This is a genomic window from Clostridium sp. OS1-26, from assembly GCF_030915445.1.
GTDB lineage: Bacteria > Bacillota > Clostridia > Clostridiales > Clostridiaceae > Clostridium_AM.
In genome coordinates, this window is sequence record NZ_CP133264.1 from 5,175,521 (window position 1) to 5,196,265 (window position 20,745).

Consider the following 20,745-nt stretch of genomic DNA (forward strand, 5'->3'; position numbering starts at 1 on the left):
TTGTTTTTTATTTTTAGACTATGCATAGGTAACTTTCTTTTTTAGATACTCACCAATAAAGTTAATAGAAAGCATAGAAATTACTATAGTAGCACCTGGAAATACAGCTACCCACCAGGCTCCCGATAAAATATCGTTTTGTGCATTATTAAGCATATTTCCCCAGGATGGTGTACCTTGCGGTACTCCTATTCCAAGAAAGCTCATAGATACCTCCATAAATATAGACTGAGCACAGTTTAATGTAGCTATTACCACAATAGCTGGCATGCTATTTTTAAGCAAATGATTGATTAATATTTTCCACGTAGGTGTTCCCATTACAATAGCTGCTTTAACAAAATTCTTGTCTCTTAGCTCTGAAAACTGTGATCTTACTATTCTGGCTGTAGAAAGCCATGATGTACAACCAATTACTAGTATAATGCTTGTAAGCCCTCCCCTAATGATAGCTTGAAGTGCAAGCATTATTATAAGTGTAGGTATAGCGAGAAATGTATCTAAGAGTCTCATCATATAGTTATCTACTCTTCCTCCAAAATATCCGCTTATACCACCATATATTATTCCTATAGCGGTCGATATCATTACTGAAAAAATTCCAACGCTAAGAGAAACTCTACCTCCATATAAAACTCTCGCAAATATATCTCTTCCCATTGAATCAGTCCCCATTACATTAAAACTGTTTGGTCTTTGAAGCACCTTTGATAACTCTACTTCATAAGGGGTGCTGTAAACTATGAATGGGGCGAAAATCGTTGCTAGAATTATAACTGAAAGTATAATTATCCATATAATATGTGTTTTCTTTTTCATTATGTCACCTGCTTTCTTAAGGAAGGATTTATAGAAAGCTCTAATATGTCTGTTATAATTATGCTTATAACCACCATAACTCCTGTTATAAAAATAGTTCCCATAAGCAAAGGATAGTCTTTAGAGTTTGCCGCTTTAACACTTATCATACCTAAACCTGGCCAGGAAAAAACTGTTTCAATCATGACAGATCCCCCAAAAAACTAGGTATAGTTATGCCTAAATAATTTATGAAAGGTACTAATGCATTTTTTATAATTCCCTTCATAAGCTTTTTCTCTTCCATCCCATTTGCTCTGGATGCTGTTACATAATGGCTATTACTCTCTTCTTTAACTTTTTCCTGAATAAATCTCGCATAAGCGCCTACATGAGCAATAACCATTACAGAAACAGGCATTATAAGATGCTTTATAATGTCAATCATACTTCCATCTCCACTTATGCTTTTGTTTCCCGATGAAGGCAGCAATCCAAGTTGCACTGAAAAAACTATTATAAATAAAAGAGCTAACCAAAAAGATGGGATAGAATAAAATATAACACTTAATCCACTTATAAATTTATCCCAAAAGGAACCTTCATTAAAACCTGCCTTCAAACCTAATATAAGTGAAAAAATAAGTATCAAAGTTATTGAATTTAAAAACAACATTAGAGTATTAGGTATTCTCTCTTTTAGTATGTCTGTAACCTTTCTTCCTTCCAAATAAGATACTCCAAGATCTCCTTTTAACATATTGCTTGTCCATTTCATATATCTTTCAGTTACAGGCCTATCAACTCCATAATTTCTATTTATTCTTGCTCGCTCTTCTGTAGTAAGTCTATCAGCTAATGGACCATATAATGCCGTGGCTGGATCACCAGGCGCAGCATTAATAATTGCAAAACTTAGTATGCTAAGAAAAAATATTACAAACAGTCCTTGAAATATTCTTTTTGCTATAAATCTTGAAATCATTGCACATTCCACTCCTCAGCATTCCATAGGAAACCTTCTCCATGATGACCTAAAACTCTTTTAGTACTATATCCTGAAATTTTCTTATTTACTCCATAAATTGCTGTCAAATATACATCCATACTAAATGAAGGGTTATCTGCCAACTCTTTTTGAAACTCTGCATAATATCTTTTTCTTTCATTTTCATCTGATGTAGTTCTTGCTTTTTCTAAAAGTTCATCAACTTTAGGGTTTGCATAATATCCAAAGTTATATCCACTTCCATGTTCTGCTTGACTGGAATGAAATATCTTGTAGGTATTGTCATCTGCATCAAAAGGGCTTCCCCATCCAACCACAAAAGCTTCTGTATCTTTGATTTTCATTGCTTTAGGGTCTCTTGCATCTACTTTTATATCGAAACCAACTTTTTTACCTTGAGCTGCTACATATTCTGCAATTTTAACTCTAACTTCATCATTATTTCTTGCAAATAGTGAAAATTGAAGCTTTTTACCACCTTTTTCTCTTATTCCATCTGCACCTTTCTTCCAGCCTGATTGCTCTAATAGTGCATTAGCTTTGTCAATATTATATTCATATTTTTCTACGTCCGGATTATTAAACTTATTAAACTGAATTGGAGAATAAGCTATTTCACCGTATCCAAGGAGTATTCCTTCTATAATACCTTTCTTATCTGTAGCATAACTCAAAGCTTTTCTAACATTCACATCTTTAAATAACTCTTTTGTTTTAAAGTTAAACATTATACCTCTATAATCAGCTGTAGGTATTTTATTTAAAACAACTTTGCTTTCTTTTTCCAAATTAGCAACCTGATTTGGCTCAATTAAAGTTGCGTCAATCTCTCCTGTTTTTAATTGCATAGCTCTAACATTGAAATCTGGTATAAATTTAAATATAAATTTATCTATATTACCTGTCTTTCCGTAATAATCCTTAAACTTTATTAATGTTAAACTGTTACCTTTATCCCATTTTTCAACTCTAAATGGACCTGCTCCTATAGGCTTTTGATTAAACTCGGCAGTGTTTATATCTTTTCCTTCAAGTGCATGCTTTGGAACTATTCCAATAGTAAGCTTATCTAGCAGCGGTGGAAAAGTTTTCTTCAAAGTGATCTTAACTTCGTAATCGTTAACAGCTTGTACATCTTTCACTTCCTCAAACTCTGGCTTAACTTCTGAGTTTATCTTGTCATCTAATACACTTTTTATAGTAAATACTACATCTTCTGCTTTAACTTTTGTGCCATCATGAAACTTTATACCTTTTTTAATTTTAAAATCATATGTAAGCTTATCCTCGGTTATTTTATAAGATTCAGCTATTTCAGGCTTTGGTATATTATTTTCATCAAACTTCATGAGTCCTCTAAAAACTAAATCGCTAGCAGAAGCATGAGATTGTATTAATATAGGATTTAATTTTTCATCTTCAAGCTCCGATCCATACACTAAAGTTTTTCCCTTATTTGCATCAGCGTTAGTTGCTGCATCTTGTTGTTTGCCGCATCCAGTAAATATTGCTGAAATTACAAACAAAAGACTTAGTAAAATGCTGGTGATCTTTTTCATTGTAGTACCTCCTTAGATTTTGCCATTTAATTTTGTTAATTATATACTTAATTATTCAGCAATTTTTATGCCAATCTTATAAACCTAATGGTACCAATATTTCATCAATTAATTTTATCTAAATGATACAATTTCGGTTTCAAAATGATAATAAATATTTATTTTTATCATTTTGAAACCAAAATTATGCAATTGAAATTTTCCATTTAAAACAAAAGTACTTAAGTGCAGGAGGGCTGCTCTTAAGTACTTTTGTTTTAGGGTTTTAGGCTTTTAGGGTTAAAAATTTATTTCAAACTACACTTAATTTATATAAGCAATTTTCATGCCAATAATAAATTCTCTAATTTTCATGACATATAGTTTATATTTTATCATTTTGAAAACATTTTTGTTTCAAAATGATAAAATTTCTAAAATAAATTTCATTTCGAAACAATGTTTGTAAGTCTAACCTATTGAATACTAACTTAGTTTTATCCGATGTCTACCGCCACTAACACCCCAACTTCTTAAAGTTGGGGATAAGTGGCGCTACGCCCCTGGATAACGGCTTCTAAGCTTCAGATGGAGTTTAAAACTCCACCTGAAACCAAGAATCCTGTTTATATATGAATTTTCTAAACTCAGCATAAAAGCTTCCCAATTCTATAGTTTGGAAAGCTTTTCATTTAACCTATTTTGCTATTGTTAATTTTTTATCTTCAGATCGTATTTCTACATTGTCTAATCCATTTTCCTCTAATTCTCTTTCATATTTTTCTTCTAATTTACAAACTAACTTTAGAAAATCATTAAAATTTTCCTCATTTATATCTTCTTTAAGCTTTTTGGCAGCATCTCTTCTAGCCATTTCAATTGGGAGCTTGGACCAGAATACATAATCATCATATTCATAAATTTTTTCTCTCATATGCTCATCAAACTTTTTAGTTGGAAAGTATTCCTTAAATTCCTCATCATACTCTACATAATCTTGCCATCCATATTCTTTTGCAAGAGAATATATATAGTACTCAAGTCCCTCATAATCTTTATTTATCTCTTCTTGATCCCTAAAGCCATTAATTAAGATGTTCCCAGCATAAACCAAATCCATTAAAAGCTTATACTGCTTTTTAGTAAATTCTACTTTCATAACACATATCCCCTTTATATTATATTATGTAAATATGCAGAATATTTATAAATTTAATTTATTTCTATAATACTATACTAACTTATTTCTATTAATTTTTCCATGAATTTCACAGTTTATTAACCTATTATTTAAAATTTTTATTAAATTAATTTACTTATAACCCTTATAATTTATTATAATTATGCTGTAAAACTTATTTTTCATTAAATAAAACGGTAAATAGAGTCATTTGGTTAAATTATGATTTATTTACATACTATAACCAAACAACTCAATGTTTTACTTAAATATTCTAAATTTAGCTCTTGTCCCATCTTTTTGACTGTTAAACATAGCCATTATATCTTCTTTATCTATAATACGTATATCGCCATTTATATTTCCAATTATCATATCTTTAGATGGATTGCTGCGTCTTCTTATCATTTTACAACACTCCTTTCTAAAAATATAATATCCTTCTAGAAAGCTTTTATCCTAGTATTTAATATCCTAATTAGCAATGCTTCTGCTATTTTTGGAAACAAAAATAAATTATTAAATTAATTTTATATAACTTAAAATTTATATATCTTATAAATTATTTTACCTTTTGTAGCATCTCTTAAAACTTTAATTATTTCTTTTATCAAGAAATTTAATGGTGCACAATCACTTCTTAAGTCTCCACAGACATCTGTGTTATTTCTTTAAATTATCCTGCTAATATTTTATACGAACTTATAATTTCTATAGGTTTTACGCCTTGAGAAATAAGCTTTATGATATCTGACTTTATGCTATCATATCTTTCGAAAGTATTTTTAGCTTTTTCAACATTGCTATTATGATAAACCTTCCAATAACCTACAAGTAAACATTCTCTAGTGGGACAGTTTGAAAATATAGCTACATCCTCTACAGGATACCCCAGGAAGATTCCTATTTCATGAGGACAAATTTTTTTAAAGCGTTGACTTAAAAGAGTTAAGTATTCCTCTAAATTCATATTTCCCTCATATCCAAATCTTTTTAAAAAATATATATTTCTTTTCTTCTTTAAAACCTCTAATAACATATTTTCATCGTAAAATAGTACAACTGAGCTTTCCTCACTAATGTTTAATTCAAAAAATTTTATTTTTAATTTACCTTTTAATTCATGTTTAACTTCTTCCCATACTTTCTTTTGATTTCGATTATATTTATTAAATATTAACAAAGAAGAAGGTTTTTCACCTGCTAATGTCGGTCCAATACTATGGGCTATTGTTGAAAATAAATAATCCTTTTCATTAAAGTTTTTTACAATATTTATATAATCAATTAATTTCTCTTTTACCATAATCCTATTCTCCTTTAAGTTACTTTAAAATATCTTGCTACTATTACGCTATTACTAATTTATTTCTTTCTAATTATAGTTTGTAAATGCATAATAAATTTTATATAGTTTATCTTTAGAAATATTTAATAACACTTTTATACAATTGATAACGATTCTCATTATCATATTAATTTTAATATCTTCTTTGATTTCTGTCAATAAACACTATACACTTTCAGCCAAAACTTTTAACTGATATATAAAATGATTTTCTTGAATTCTTCTTAATTTTAGGCATGTTTTTCCAAACAATACGGGATTAATCATTAAAGGCTCTGTGTACATTTTAGAATTTTTGATTGTGTTTTGTAGAATTTCATTATAAAATAAAGTAAAAGCAATAAATTTGTCAAAATATCAATATAATTAAGAGGTAAAAAATGAAAAAATTCAAAATAATTACTGATAGTTGTTGTGATTTACCCACGGCATATATTAAAGAACTGGATATTCCTTTTATTAGCTTAACCTATCATTATAATAGCATTGAAAGGCTTGATGATTTTGGCATAAGCTATTCATTAGAAAACTTTTATGAGGATATAAGAAATGGCGAAATGCCAAAAACCTCACAACCTAGTACCCAATCATTTTATAACGAATTTAAAAAAGTACTTGATGAAGGAAAAGATATATTATATATAGGTGCTTCCAGCGGTTTAAGTGGTACTGTAAATAGTGCAAACATAGCAAAAAACATGTTACAAGAAGATTATCCTAACTTAAGAATTTGTATAATTGATATTTTAACAGCATCTTTAGGACAAGGCTTAATGGTTTTAAAGTCGCTGGAGATGCAAAAGCAAGGAGCTTCTATTGATGATATAATAAATTACTTAGAAAAATTTAGACAAAATCTAAATACTTTTATGATAGTAAATGATATCAATTATTTAAGAAAAGGTGGAAGAATATCTGCAACTGCTGCATTTGCTGGCATGTTATTAAATATAAAACCTTTCTTAACAATAAGCAACATTGGCAAAGTGCTTCCTTTAAACAAGCTTAGAGGAAGAAAAAAGGCTTTGAATGCTCTTTTTGAAAAGGTTTTAGAAAAAATAGAGAACCCCGAAGATCAGACTATAGCTATATCTCATGGAGATTGCATAGAGGATGCCTTAACATTAAAAAATCTCATATTAAGCAAAATAAAAATTAAAAATGTAATAATGAGTTATATTGGACCTGTGGTAGGTTCTTATGGCGGACCGGGCGCACTTGCTGTATTCTTTTTAGGTAAAGAAAGAGATATTCATGTTGAAACTTAAAATTTAGAATATAATTATAAAAGTCCTAGCTTTTTCTAGGGCTTTTTATAATTATCTTTATAATATAACAGTTAAATCTTATAAAGATAATATATAATTCATTTAAATATAATATTGTCTATTTTATAAATAATATTATATTATATCGTAATTTTTATTACTTATCATTCTAAGTATTACATCTTATGGATAGTTTCCCTCTAATTTTATAGTGTAATAATTTTAAAACTGTGCAAACTGTGATTATAAGACATATAAAAATTTTATAAATTTAAGGAGGTTAAAGTCCTAAATGGACTTTAACGGGTAATTTTGCTAAATTACCCCGTGTTCCTACTAAAAGGAGGAAGTAACTTATGGCAAGTAGAGGTAATAGAGTTTTAGTTCCACAAGCAAAAGAAGGTCTAAACAGATTTAAAATGGAATCTGCTAGTGAAGTAGGCGTAAACTTAAAAGAAGGCTATAATGGAGATCTTACTTCCAGAGAAGCAGGTTCAATAGGCGGAAACATGGTTAAAAAAATGGTAGAAGCTTACGAACAAGGTTTAAAATAATATAGACAAAATAATAACTATATATGTTTATAAAAACATATATAGTTACCATGAATTTGAGTTAGGTAATTTTTAAATTACCTAACTTTATTTATATTTTAAATTGTTGTATTAAATCATTTAATCGCTCAGCAAGTTCCGCCTGGCTCTGCGATGCTTTTGCTACTTCTTCAATTGCAAAAGTATTTTCGTCCACACTTCCCATTATTTCCTGAGAACTTGCGGCAGATTCTTCTGCAATTGCTAATACATTTTCAATAGAACCACTTATATTACTTATAGATTCTGCTACTAAAACAACAGCAGTATTTATCTCTCCTGCTATACTATTAATGAATTCAGCATCTTTTTCATACTGTAATCCTGTATCAACTAACAATTGATAATCTGGCTTTACATTGTTTTCAACAAAATTTAAAATTTCTTCAGCATTCTGTGAAAGGTTATTAAATACTTCTCTTACTTCAGTAACCATACTTTGTATACTCATAACAGTTTGAGATGATTGTTCGGCAAGTTTCCTCACTTCCTCAGCAACTACAGCGAATCCTTTTCCATGTTCTCCAGATCTAGCAGCTTCTATTGCGGCATTTAATGCTAGTAAATTAGTTTGCTCTGCTATGCTTGCAATAGATTCAGCCATAATCTTTACATCATCAACTATTTTACCACTTTCAATAGCTTTGGCTATTTTTAAATGTTTTTCTTCATAAATTCCTATTGCTACCTTCATGGAATTTTGTCCTCTATCCTTTATTCGTGATGCACGACTTTGAATTTCCTGCGACGAATTATTTACTTCTGTCGATTTATTTGTAAGATTACTTACAATAGAACTTATATCATCAACTGAAGCATTAATCTCCTCTGTAGCTGAGCTCAGTTCCTCGGTCCCTTTTGATACATTCTTTGTAGCTTCATTGATAGAATCCATCTTTGATGATATTTCCTCCATGGTAGCTGATAATTCTTCACTGGAAGAACTGATTTCCCCAGAACTGTCATCTATTTGTGTTATTAACTTACTCATGCTTTCATTAGCTTTCGAAAGTTCCTTGGAAAGGCTTCCAAATTCGTCTTCTGAGTTGACTTCTATAGTTTTAGTTAAGTCTCCATTTCCAAGAGCTGTACCAAAATCAAGGATTCTTTTTATTGATGATGAAATATAATTACTAAACAATAATATTGCTAATATTATAACTGCTATTGTAACTAAAATTACAGGAATAAGCTTATATATAAGAACACTAAGTGGTGAATACAATTCTTTCTCTGGCATTGTAAGTACAAGGACCCATCCAGTTTCAGCTATAGGAGCCGAATAAATTATATTTTTCTCATTGTTATCAATAAAACTTCCTGTAGATTTTTTTCCTGACATTATATTTTTTGATAGATCAGCAAGACTTTTATTGTTATCTTCCTGTAGTTTCGTCTTCATAATTTTTGAAGAATCATTTCCTGCTATATAAATTCCATCCTTATCTACAAGAAATGCTTTACCAGTTTGTCCAACTTTTATTTCCTTAATCATCTTTTGAATTCTAGTTAAGTCTATATCTGCAGTTGTTACACCTAAAAATTTTTTATCCTTATCATAAAATGGTACTGCTACAGTTACCATTGATATCTTCGTTACATCATCTAAATATGGAGGTGTCCAAACTGCTTTTCCATCAGAATTTGCTCCTGCCTTATACCAACTCTGCTCTGGATAGTTGTAACTTTCGGCATTATAGTCATCCGTATAAACTAAATTTCCTTTATCTTTATATGCATATGGTCCAAAATATTTAGTATCGGCTCTATATTTATATGGCTCAAACCATACCCCTGCACCAAGAGTCTCATCGTTAGAATTTATATAAGATTTTAGCATTGATACATACTGCTCTTTATCCATAGTGTTCCCTACTACTTCTACTGTTCTTGCCAAAGTCACAGGAATTTTGCCGTGATTAGTAAGAGATTTTTCTATCGAAGAAACAGTACTATCTAACTTTTCATTCATTTGTTTATCAATTTCATTATTTATAAGGTTTTTTGAGGTTTGATAACTTATTGCAGATAAACTTAACATAGATAGTATAATTAATGGTAAGAGTAATGTTAATATTCTAGTTTTTATTTTTTTAAATTTAATTACTTTCATTAAAATCACCTCAAATAAAAATTTTGTCTTATCTTATTAGTATATTTTTATACTTTTACCCACTGCCAATAGCATTGCCAATGTTTATTTAACATCTCCCTTAATTAACGTTCGCTTACTAAATAATAATATGAAATTATTTCTAATGCAATAGTTACTTTATAGGTTTTAATAAAAATTTATAAGACACAGGCATATTAAAAGAACTACTTTCAATATGCCTGTGTCTTATTATTAAATTCATTCCTACCCTCTTATATTTATCTAAACCTTCGTATATTTCTCATGAAAGGTTAATATTTAATCATTTTACATAAGTTAAATTTAATACATAAAACTGTATTAAATTTAAAATCAATATAAAATTTTAAAAGGAGCATAGACCTTATGAAAAAAGATCAATTGTTTATGGTATCATCTACAGATATAGATATTACTCTAGATATAAACTCTGCGTGTTTACAACAGATAATTGCTAAAAGCAAATTAACTCAATTTATATATAACTACAGTGAAATTTCATCTAAACTTATTAACTTAAATAATAGAGAAGATATTATTGAATACATTGAAACTGTACTAGATAATAACCTAAACAGAAAAATTATTAACGCTACTCTTTCTAAAACAAGATTAGGAGAAAAAGCACCTAAAAAAAGTTTAAACTCCGAGCCTTCTAAAAACTTTTCTAGCTTTGATACAATGCTAGCAGTAAGAAATTTCCAAAATAAAAATCATATCTCTTCAGGCGGCAAAATGGATATGCAAATATTTAATAAACTAAATTCATCTAAATTGAATCATGTAGAAGAAACTAGATAGTTTTAGAATTAACTATAGGGGTACTAGACGGTCAGTTAGTGCCCCTATATATTGAATAATTACTCATTTAGTATGTGAATAGCCTCTTTGTTAACTGCAAGTACAGCTTCTTTCATCGCTTCACCTACAGTCGGGTGGGCATGTACTGTTGTAATTATTTCTTCTGTAGTAGCTTCTAATCTCAGCGCTAACGCAGCTTCAGCTATTAAATCTGTTGCTCTTGGTCCAAGTATATGAACTCCGAGTATTTCATCATACTTTTTATCCGAAATAACTTTTATTATTCCTGTAGTTTCATTCATTATAAGGGATTTTCCATTGGCTATTAGCGGAAACTTACCCACTTTGTAATCTATACCTTTCTCCTTTGCCTGCTCTTCAGTTAATCCAACGGTCGCTAATTCAGGTTTAGTGTATACGCAAGCGGGTACAGCTTTATAATCCATTTCTTTGTTTTCCCCCATTATATTTTCTACAGCTACTATTCCTTGATCTGAAGCCACATGTGCCAGCATATTTTTGCCTGTACAGTCACCAATTGCATATATGTTTTTAATATTTGTCTCCATTTTGTCATTAACTACAATGTAATTTTTTTCTGTCTTTATACCTACAGCTTCTAAATTTAAATCCTTAATATTTGCTGTTCTTCCTACAGCAATTAAAACTTTTTCTGCGTTAACGACTAAATCTTTTTCACCAGAAAAGCTAACTTGAAGGCCTTCAGAACTCTCTTCAATTTTTGTGACCTTGTGGTTGGTGTGTATTTCAATACCATCTTTTATTAATTTATTCTTAAGCATTTCCTGAAATTTCCCTATCTATTGGTGGCAAAATATGCCGCATCATTTCAATAACAGTTACCTTACAGTTCATGCTGTTAAAAATATTAGCCAATTCTATACCTATTACTCCTCCACCAATAACAACAAGACTACTAGGCACTTTCTCCAAATTTAATGCACCTGTGCTATCAATTACTCCTGTAAGCTCTTTTCCTTCTATAGGTGGTATAAATGTCCTGGAGCCAGATGCTATTACTAATTTATCATATTTAATTTCTTCTGTAGTCCCATCCTCTTTTACAGCTAGAACCACGTTATCTGCTTGAAGTTTTCCATTTCCGTTAATGACCTTTACTTTATTGGCTGTGAGTAAACCTGAAACTCCTGATACAAGTCTTTTTATTATATAATTTTTTCTGCTTTGAAGCTTACTCCAATTAACTTTTGCGCTGCCTTCAATATCTATTCCTATCTTTTTAGCTTCTTTAAGCTCTTCTAATAAATCAGATGTATGTGCTAATACCTTGGTCGGTATGCATCCAACATTCAAACAAGTTCCCCCAACCTTTTCTTTTTCAATTAATGTTACTTCAGCACCTAATTGCGCTGCTCGAATTGCAGCAACATATCCACCTGGTCCCCCACCTACAATAACTAACTTCATACTCATCATCTCCCTACAATATTAACATCTCTGGTTTCTCAATAAAGGCTTTAAGTTTTGCCAAGAATTGAGCTGCTACTGACCCATCTACTGCTCTATGATCAGCAGTAAGGGATAAGTTCATAAGAGGTTTTATAACTATTTCACCATTCTGGACTATTGGAGTTTCTGTTATTTTATTTACCCCTAATATAGCAACCTCTGGCTGATTTATAATTGGAGAGAAATACTCTATACCATACATTCCAAGATTTGTTATTGTGAATGTGCCACCTGTAATTTCATCAGGCTTAAGTGCATTCTTCTTTGCCTTATCAGCTAATTCTTTTATTGTTGTTGAAATTTCTTCTAATCCTTTTCCATTAGCATATTTAACTACTGGTACTACAAGCCCTTCATCTAAAGCTACCGCTACCCCCATATTTACAAAGTTTCTTAAGATTAATTCATTTCCATCAATAGAACAATTAAGTAAAGGATACTGCAATAATACCTTTGAAACTATTTTTACTAGCAAATCTGTATAAGTTACTTTACACACATCTTTAAGAGCATCCTTAAATCTCTTTAAGTTAGTCATATCAACCTTTATGTCATATGTTACTGTTGGAGAAGTAACCCAGCTTTCATGCATTCTCGAAGCAATTACCTTCCTCATTTGGGACATTGGAACTCTCTTTTCAACATAGGTATCCTCTGAAGTCTTATTACACTTACATAAGGATAGAATATCCTCTTTCATTATCCTTCCATCCTTTTCTATTTCTGATAAATCAACATTTAATTCCTTTGCTATTTTACTTGCCATTGGGGATGCTTTTACTTTGTTTTTACTACTTTCAATATACTTTTCTACATCTTCAATTGTTATTCTTCCCTGTGGGCCTGTACCTTCAACTAATGTGATATCTATATTATTTTCTGAAGCCATCTTCTTAGCAGCTGGAGAGGCTTTTATTCTTCCTTGTTTTCTCTCTTCACCATTCACTTCTTTTAATTCTTTTTCTGGTAATTTACTATCACTTTGCTCCACTGATTCACTATTTGATGAGGAATCATTTAATAAAGAAGATATATCTTCATCAGCACTACCAATAATTGCAACTGGCTTTAAACATTCAACTACATCTCCTTCTTCTACAAGTAATTTTCTCACTATTCCTTCATCACTTGATTCAAAATCATTGCTCAACTTATCTGTTGATATCTCGAACAAAACTTCTCCTACTTTGATTTCATCTCCCTCTTTTTTATTCCAAGTCACTAAGGTGCCTTCTTTCATCGTTAATCCGAGCTTTGGCATAACTACAACCTTTGCCATAAATATTCCCCCTTTTCCAATATCTTCAAAACTAATCTATTTTGAAAAAACCACTTTTTTGAGCTATTTCTAATGCGTTTATGATGTCAACCCTCAGCGGACCATTCCTCGTTATTTTAAAAGTAAATCTTTCTCCGGCCTTAAAGGTAATTTCCCGTTCTCCGTCTAAAGCAATAGTTCCGGCTTCTTTACTAGTAAATTCATACTGATTATTAAGATTGATTATATCAACATCTCCCATATAAATAGGTGTTACAATTCCAGCTGCAACTGGTGCAATAATTTTGTTTTTATTATTCATTAAATCAACACTTACTCCAAAATCATCATTTTTACTCACAATTATTTTACATCCGACAATAGCAGAAAAACCTATTGATGCCGGGTGTGCTTTTGAAACAATAATCCTTAATATATCATTAATATTCCATATAGCTTTGCTGCCAACATATAAATTCTTTGAAATTACTACATCTATTAAAGCAATGTCTATTAATCTTTCATCTTTATAAATCTCAATTCTTTTATCTTTAGAACATATTTTGTTAATGTCAAATTTCTTAGAAGCAATTACTCCTGCTGCCATCCCTGCTACTGTTCCTTCTATCATCTCAGGGTAAACATTATTTGTACCTGTGGACAGGGCTATTATTGGTGTATATTTTATAATCTTAGCTACAGCCCTACTTGTCCCATCTCCTCCTAGGACTACAATACAGTCTACTTCTAATTCTTCCATTTTTTTAGTTGCATTTATAGTGTCCTCTAAAGTACCAGTGATTTCTATATCTAAAATGTTTACTTTAGCTGTGAGCTCCCCCAAAGTTAATAAGTTATCTTCAACTTTATATCCGATTTGATAAACATCAGGCATAATATAAACATTACTCACACCACATGCTTGCGCAGCTAGAATTATTCTTTCAACTATATTTACCTTTTCATTATTATCAACTGTTGTAGCATGAGATACAAGCCGTCTAATATCTTTACCAGAGGATGGATTGGCTATAATTCCAATTTTATTCATATACAACCCTACCTAATTGTGGGGGGAAGTCCCCCCATTAAAATAATTTTTTAACCCCATCAACTATATCATTGGAATTAGGAAGCACAAAATTTTCAAGGACTGGTGAAAATGGTATTGGAGTGTTAAGTGCTCCAATTCTAACTACAGGTGCATCGAGATAATCAAAAATTTCTTCACTTATGATAGCAGAAATTTCTCCACCATATCCCCCTCTTTTATTTTCTTCTGTAACAACTAATGCTTTGTTAGTTTTCTTTACAGAATTAAATATAGCTTCTTTGTCCAGTGGGAATAACGTTCTTGGATCTACTACCTCCGCTTCAATACCTTCCTTTGAAAGCTGCTGTGCAGCTTTTAAGGCTTCATGAACCATTTTGCCTGTAGCTATAATAGTAACATCTTTTCCTTCTTTCTTTATATCAGCAACTCCAAATGGTATTGGTTTGATATCATCTGGTACTTCACCTTTTAAGCTATATATTCCTTTATGTTCTATAAATGCAACAGGATTGTCATCCTCTATGGCTGTAAGCAGTAATCCTGCTGCATCAGCTGGGGTTGACGGATAAACAACCTTAAGTCCTGGTACATGTGTAAGCCAAGCTTCTAAAGATTGTGAGTGTTGAGCTGCAGCTGATAGTCCACCACCACCTGGCAATCTAACAACCATTGGAAGACTTATTTTTCCTCCAAACATATATCTAAGCTTTGCAGCTTGATTAACTAACATATCCATTGCAACTGTAACAAAATCTGCCATCATTATTTCTGCAATTGGCTTTAATCCTGTAGCAGCTGCTCCTATAGCACATCCAACTATTGCTCCTTCAGATATTGGAGTATCTCTTACCCTTTTTTCACCAAACTCTGAATGAAGTGTTCCTGTTAACCCAAAGCAACCTCCAAATGCTCCAACATCTTCTCCAAGTATTAAAACATTTTCATCTTCTTTCATTTTAATTCTCATTGCTTCTCTTATAGCTTCCATATAAGTCATAGTTTTCATATTATCTTACCTCCTCTTTTATGTCACTATAGACATCTTCAAGTGCTACTTCTAATTCCGGCTGAGGACTGTTATCTGCAAATTCTACAGCTTCTTTAATTCGCCTATCAATATCAGCTTGTACTTCCTTGATTCCTTCTTCGTTTAAAATCCCATTCTCAAGTATATATTTTTCAAACCTTGGTATAGGATCTTTTTTTATCCATTCTTCCTGTTCTTCCTTTGGTTTATATGTGCAAGGATCTCCTTCAAAGTGCCCTCTTTGTCTATAAGTTTTGCATTCTACTATTGTTGGCCCCTTACCTTCTCTTGCTCTTTTTATGGCTTCAGCTGCTGCTTCATAAACTGCAAAAACATCATTTCCATCAACTACAACTCCAGGAACATTATATGATGCCCCTCTATCTGCTACATCCTTAATTGCCTGATGTCTCTTCTGGCTCATTGATATTCCATATCCATTATTTTCACATACAAATACAATTGGCAGCTTCCACACGCTTGCCATGTTCAATGCTTCATGGAAGGTGCCTTGATTTGTTGATGCATCTCCAAAGAAACATATACAAACTTCATCAGTTCCTCTGTATTGTGCACTTAAACCTGCTCCTAACGCTAGATCATGACCAGCACCTACTATACCATTTGCTCCTAGAATACCTTTTGTGGCATCTGCTATATGCATTGAGCCGCCTCTTCCTTTACAATACCCTGTTGCTTTTCCAAAAAGCTCTGCCATCATAAATTTTAAGTTTCCACCCTTTGCTACTATGTGACCATGCCCTCTATGAGTACTTGTTATATAATCGTTATCATTTAAACTAGCACAAACACCTGTTGCCACTGCTTCTTCTCCTATATAAAGATGAATAAATCCAGGAATGCTTCCTTCTGAGGAAGCATTCATAGCAACTTCCTCAAATTTTCTTATTTTTAACATAGTTTTGTACATATCAATTACTTTACTATTTGATATATTCAATGTTATTCCCCCCACTCAATTTTTTTCAATACCTACTTCAATACAAGCTATTGCAACTTCTATGCTGTCATCAACGTCTCCAAAGGCTGGATAATACAGCCCTGAGGTTTTTAGCCCCCCTTTAACCGCTACTACATTCTTTTTTCCTATTGGCAAACACCTTTTAATTTTTTCCACATCGATTTTTTCTGGATCTGAAACCGCTACGGTAACCTTTACAATAACTTCATTTTCCATATCCTTCAGCTCTAAAATTTCTTTTAGGCCGCAAAGGCAGCTTCTTGATACAGCATCTGTAACAGCTTTTTCTGCTGCTCTGTTGACACTCTGTCCGTGAAAATCAGCTCCTAATCCGAATTCTATTACAAACCTCCTAATAAAACACACCCCCTTTTCTTCTACTATTATTAATTAGCAAAAGATATGCCAACACTTAATTTACTGAAAATTCTTATGTTGATAAATAATGCTTTTACTTAAGGTTCATTTTGGGAAAAAGGAAAGTGCCAAAGTGGGAATTTTCAGTTATTTTTCCCACTTTGGCACTGTACTTAATTCATACTTTTTTATTTTTCTGTAAAGTGTAGACTTTCCTATACCGATTAGTTTACTTGCCTTAACAACATTTCCATCACAATATTCTAATGCTTTAACAATTAAACTTTTTTCTATTTCTTCTAGCTTGTCAGGTTTAAACTCATTATTATTAGAAAAATCTATGACTTCTTTGTTATTTTCATTAATATATTCAGGTATAAATAAATGAGATATAATATCGCTTTTCGATAGATAGTATGCCCTTTGAATAACATTTTCTAATTCTCTAACGTTTCCTGGCCAATTGTGCTTTTTAATGGAATTAATAAAATCTTTATCAAACACCTTCTTTGTCCCAGAATTTTTATCATTTAGTCTCTGCAAAAAGAATTCTGCACAAAGTTCAACATCTTCTGGTCTCTCTCTAAGTGGAATTAGCTTTATATTAAATACATTTATTCTATAATACAGATCCCCTCTAAAATTATTTGCCTGAATTTCATTATATAAATTTCTATTTGTTGCAGCTATAACTCTTACATCTAATTTTCTTTCGTACTTTCCACCAATCCTTGTTATAGTGTGATTATCTAAAACTCTAAGAAGTTTAGATTGAATTTCTAATGGCAGCTCTCCAATTTCATCCAAAAAAATTGTTCCTGTATTTGCTAGTTCGAACTTTCCAGGGCAGCCTTCCTTAGAAGCTCCAGTGAATGAGCCTTTTTCATATCCAAAAAGCTCACTTTCCACTAAATCCTTTGGTAATGCAGCACAATTTATTGCTACAAATGGTCCATTACGTCTATTACTTGCATTATGAATAGAGTGTGCAAACAATTCCTTACCAGTTCCGCTTTCTCCGTTAATTAATACAGTACAATCATTAGCTGCAATGCTTTTAGCTTCTTGAACAACAGATATCATTTTAGCATTATTGGTTATTATGTTATCAAAGGAATATTTTGAAGAAAAACCTGCTATCTTGTTAACCACATGCCGCAAACTATCAACTTTCTTAGCAAGAATTACAAAACCTATATGTTTTTCTTCCTTTTGTACTAATGTAACACTTATATTACATTCTACTCTACGATTATCTAAGTATAAACTGACTTCTCTATAATTGATTTTATTGCTTTGATTAAAGTTATTCATATCTTTAATTATATCTTTTAGTAACACTTTTATATCAATTTTATAGAATTCTTGCTGAGATATCTTTAATATTTCACACATTTTTAAATTAAAATCTCTTACTGTAAAATCATTATCTATAACTAAAATTCCATCATCAATAGAATTAAACGCTGTTTCTGCCCACTTCCTATGCTCGATTATTGAGAACTGCTTCTGTATAGCATTTGCAGCTTCAACAACTATTCCAAGAGTATGTGAATGAAAATCATAAAAGTGACCAGATAAATCAATAGTTCCTATAATCTTTCCTTTATCATCATGTATTGGTGCAGCAGAACATGTCCATCCATGTTGATTTTTACAATAGTGCTCTGCGCCTAAAGTTTGAATTGGTTTGTTTAGATAAAGACATGTACCAATGGCATTTGTACCTACATCTTCTTCTGTCCATTTACATCCTTTCAAGAAATGTAACTTTGTATTCTTGTTCATTATTTTTTCATTTCCAATTACTTCAAGAACTACTGCATTCTCATCGGTTAGAATAATGGAGTAATTTGACTCCTTCAAAAGATTAAATATATCAAGCATAACAGGTATTGCTATTTCAATAAGTTCCTTATGTTCATATAATATTTTATTAAATTCACTTTTAGATAACTCCTTGCCTTTTCCATCACTTGGATCAACTCTGTATTTTTTACACCTAATCCAAGAATTCAAAATATCTTGCCTTATATCCTTAGGTATCTCATTATGCTCTACAAATCTTCTCCACTGACTTTCAACTTTCAAGACATCAATCATAATTATCACCTTCTCCAGTTATAATTAAGTGCCAATAATTTTTATCATTGTTCGGTTATGGTAATTTATACTATAATCACTTTAATTATAGTACTTTATACAAACAGGAATCAATGCTTTATTGCATATGTATTGATGAAAGCTATATCTTCTTTGGCATTATAAGTAAAATAGCAGGAAAGACTTCTATCTTCCCTGCTCTTCTATTATTTTTCTAACAAATATTCGTGCGACTTATATTTGACTTATTACACAGTTCTAAAAAATATTTATGAAATTTAAGGTCCTTAGTTAATTCTGGATGAAATGATGTTACCAAAATGTTATCTTGTACTGCTGCCACAATATTTCCATTTAGCTTGTGTAAAGTCTTCACTTTATCACCTACATCTACTATATAAGGTGCTCGTATGAATACAAGTGGTATAGGCTCCTGTGTAATTCCCTCAATAGCAGCTTCTGTTTCAAAACTATCTATTTGGCGACCATAAGCATTTCTTCTAACTTTTATATCCATAACCGAAAGATGCGTAATATCTTCACTATCAATTTCTTTTGCTAATAATATCATTCCTGCACAAGTTCCCCAAACAGGTAACCCTGATATTATTTTTTCTCTAAGAGGATTAAGTAAATTTCTCTCTCTTAAAATCTTGCCTATTGCAGTACTTTCTCCTCCTGGAAGAATTAATCCGTCAATACCCTGTAAGTCTTCCAATTTTTTTATTTCAACAGCATCAACTCCCAGAGCCTTTACATGATTAACATGTTCTTTAACTCCGCCTTGGATGGATAGGACTCCTATCTTCATCCTACCAGCCCCTTTCAGCGTATCTGTTACTTAAATCCCTTAAGTCTAATCCACTCATTGGTTCTCCTAAATCCTCTGATACTTCTGCCAAAACTTTTGGATCATTATAATAAGTTGTTGCAAGCACTATAGCCTTTGCTCTTTTTTCTGGATCTGAGGATTTAAATATTCCTGACCCTACAAAAACACCTTCTGAACCAAGCTGCATCATAAGCGCTGCATCTGCTGGAGTTGCTACACCACCGGCAGCAAAATTAACTACAGGTAATTTCCCTTCTTTCCAAACATATTTTATAAGATCATAAGGCGCACACATTTCTTTAGCAATAGTCATTAGCTCTTGTTCTGATGCATTTCTTACTTTTTTAATATCATCCATCATAGTTCTCATATGACGAACAGCTTCAACAACATTACCAGTACCTGCTTCACCCTTAGTTCTTATCATTGAAGCACCTTCACCTATTCTTCTAAGAGCTTCTCCTAGATTTTTAGCTCCACAGACAAAAGGCACCTTAAAATCCCATTTGTTAATGTGGAAAGCTTCGTCAGCAGGTGTTAAAACTTCACTTTCATCAATATAATCTATTCCTAGACTCTCTAGTATTTGAGCTTCTACAAAATGTCCTATTCTAACCTTAGCCATAACCGGTATTGAAACCGCCGCTTGGATTTCCTTAATCATTTTTGGATCGGACATTCTTGCTACTCCACCTTGTTTTCTTATATCAGATGGAACTCTTTCCAAAGCCATAACAGCGCAAGCTCCAGCTTTTTGAGCTATTTCAGCCTCTCTTGGATTTACAACATCCATTATTACTCCACCTCTAAGCATCTGAGCAAGATTTTTGTTTAATTCATATTTTTCCATTTGAATACCCCCTAATAATGTTTTGGTAAATTTGTTTACTTCCTCTGAAACTATAATATATTAAATTTATATTTACTCAAAATGTATCGATACATTTTGAAAGGGTATGTCAAACTTTAGTT

The 20,745-nt window shown here is 31.5% G+C and carries 17 protein-coding genes and 2 pseudogenes; 3 read left to right on the top strand and 16 right to left on the bottom strand.

Annotated features, from left to right (window positions below; all coding sequences use genetic code 11):
• Window positions 1-18: 18 nt before the first annotated feature.
• The 6 genes and pseudogenes from RCG18_RS25625 to RCG18_RS25650 all read right to left on the bottom strand — a co-directional run bounded on the left by RCG18_RS25625 (window position 19) and on the right by RCG18_RS25650 (window position 5,831).
• Window positions 19-819 (bottom strand): ABC transporter permease, encoded by an 801-nt coding sequence (locus RCG18_RS25625; RefSeq protein ID WP_308038801.1) that lies wholly within the window; start codon window positions 817-819, stop codon window positions 19-21.
• A pseudogene (locus RCG18_RS25630) lies at window positions 819-1,783 on the bottom strand (ABC transporter permease). The gene RCG18_RS25625 and the pseudogene RCG18_RS25630 overlap by 1 nt, the downstream one beginning before the upstream one ends.
• On the bottom strand, window positions 1,780-3,366 hold the full coding sequence (locus RCG18_RS25635) for an ABC transporter substrate-binding protein (RefSeq protein ID WP_308038802.1): 1,587 nt from the start codon (window positions 3,364-3,366) through the stop codon (window positions 1,780-1,782). Before RCG18_RS25635 ends, RCG18_RS25630 begins: the two are co-directional and overlap by 4 nt.
• A gap of 676 nt (window positions 3,367-4,042) precedes the next feature.
• Window positions 4,043-4,504: a hypothetical protein gene (locus tag RCG18_RS25640; RefSeq protein WP_308038803.1), complete on the bottom strand. Its 462-nt coding sequence runs from the start codon at window positions 4,502-4,504 to the stop codon at window positions 4,043-4,045.
• 282 nt (window positions 4,505-4,786) lie between these two features.
• The gene (locus tag RCG18_RS25645) at window positions 4,787-4,933 is read right to left on the bottom strand and encodes a hypothetical protein (protein WP_308038804.1); all 147 of its coding nucleotides are present in this window, start codon (window positions 4,931-4,933) and stop codon (window positions 4,787-4,789) included.
• Between the two features lie 268 nt (window positions 4,934-5,201).
• Window positions 5,202-5,831 (bottom strand): DUF3793 family protein, encoded by a 630-nt coding sequence (locus RCG18_RS25650; RefSeq protein ID WP_308038805.1) that lies wholly within the window; start codon window positions 5,829-5,831, stop codon window positions 5,202-5,204.
• Window positions 5,832-6,253: 422 nt separating this feature from the next.
• Here RCG18_RS25650 and RCG18_RS25655 point away from each other — a divergent pair, with 422 nt between their 5' ends.
• A complete protein-coding gene (locus tag RCG18_RS25655) occupies window positions 6,254-7,141 on the top strand; it encodes a DegV family protein (RefSeq protein WP_308038806.1) in 888 nt (295 codons plus the stop codon).
• Window positions 7,142-7,497: 356 nt separating this feature from the next.
• Entirely contained in the window at window positions 7,498-7,695 is a 198-nt protein-coding gene (locus tag RCG18_RS25660; RefSeq protein ID WP_308038807.1) for an alpha/beta-type small acid-soluble spore protein, read from the top strand.
• Window positions 7,696-7,786: 91 nt separating this feature from the next.
• On the opposite strand, the gene RCG18_RS25665 is transcribed toward RCG18_RS25660, so the two are convergent.
• The gene (locus RCG18_RS25665; RefSeq protein WP_308038808.1) at window positions 7,787-9,847 is read right to left on the bottom strand and encodes a methyl-accepting chemotaxis protein; all 2,061 of its coding nucleotides are present in this window, start codon (window positions 9,845-9,847) and stop codon (window positions 7,787-7,789) included.
• A gap of 387 nt (window positions 9,848-10,234) precedes the next feature.
• Here RCG18_RS25665 and RCG18_RS25670 point away from each other — a divergent pair, with 387 nt between their 5' ends.
• Window positions 10,235-10,669, top strand: coding sequence for a hypothetical protein (locus RCG18_RS25670; protein WP_308038809.1), 435 nt, complete (start codon window positions 10,235-10,237; stop codon window positions 10,667-10,669).
• 59 nt (window positions 10,670-10,728) lie between these two features.
• Here RCG18_RS25670 and lpdA read toward each other — a convergent pair.
• From lpdA to pdxS, 9 genes and pseudogenes are all read right to left on the bottom strand, one after another.
• Window positions 10,729-12,118, bottom strand: a pseudogene (gene lpdA, locus RCG18_RS25675) (dihydrolipoyl dehydrogenase).
• A gap of 13 nt (window positions 12,119-12,131) precedes the next feature.
• The gene (locus tag RCG18_RS25680) at window positions 12,132-13,439 is read right to left on the bottom strand and encodes a dihydrolipoamide acetyltransferase family protein (RefSeq protein ID WP_308038810.1); all 1,308 of its coding nucleotides are present in this window, start codon (window positions 13,437-13,439) and stop codon (window positions 12,132-12,134) included.
• A 31-nt stretch (window positions 13,440-13,470) separates the two neighbouring features.
• Entirely contained in the window at window positions 13,471-14,469 is a 999-nt protein-coding gene (locus RCG18_RS25685; protein WP_308038811.1) for an NAD(+)/NADH kinase, read from the bottom strand.
• Window positions 14,470-14,506: 37 nt separating this feature from the next.
• Window positions 14,507-15,478 carry an alpha-ketoacid dehydrogenase subunit beta gene (locus RCG18_RS25690; RefSeq protein ID WP_308038812.1) on the bottom strand — a complete coding sequence of 324 codons (972 nt, stop codon included), beginning with the start codon at window positions 15,476-15,478 and terminating at the stop codon, window positions 14,507-14,509.
• 1 nt (window position 15,479) lies between these two features.
• Window positions 15,480-16,430, bottom strand: coding sequence for a thiamine pyrophosphate-dependent dehydrogenase E1 component subunit alpha (locus tag RCG18_RS25695; protein ID WP_308042116.1), 951 nt, complete (start codon window positions 16,428-16,430; stop codon window positions 15,480-15,482).
• A 45-nt stretch (window positions 16,431-16,475) separates the two neighbouring features.
• Entirely contained in the window at window positions 16,476-16,847 is a 372-nt protein-coding gene (locus RCG18_RS25700; protein WP_308038813.1) for a Lin0512 family protein, read from the bottom strand.
• Between the two features lie 138 nt (window positions 16,848-16,985).
• Window positions 16,986-18,941, bottom strand: a complete 1,956-nt coding sequence (locus RCG18_RS25705; protein WP_308038814.1) for a sigma 54-interacting transcriptional regulator — start codon at window positions 18,939-18,941, stop codon at window positions 16,986-16,988.
• A gap of 214 nt (window positions 18,942-19,155) precedes the next feature.
• Window positions 19,156-19,752, bottom strand: coding sequence for a pyridoxal 5'-phosphate synthase glutaminase subunit PdxT (gene pdxT / locus RCG18_RS25710; RefSeq protein WP_308038815.1), 597 nt, complete (start codon window positions 19,750-19,752; stop codon window positions 19,156-19,158).
• A 1-nt stretch (window position 19,753) separates the two neighbouring features.
• Window positions 19,754-20,623, bottom strand: coding sequence for a pyridoxal 5'-phosphate synthase lyase subunit PdxS (gene pdxS, locus RCG18_RS25715; RefSeq protein WP_374118982.1), 870 nt, complete (start codon window positions 20,621-20,623; stop codon window positions 19,754-19,756).
• Window positions 20,624-20,745 lie beyond the last annotated feature (122 nt).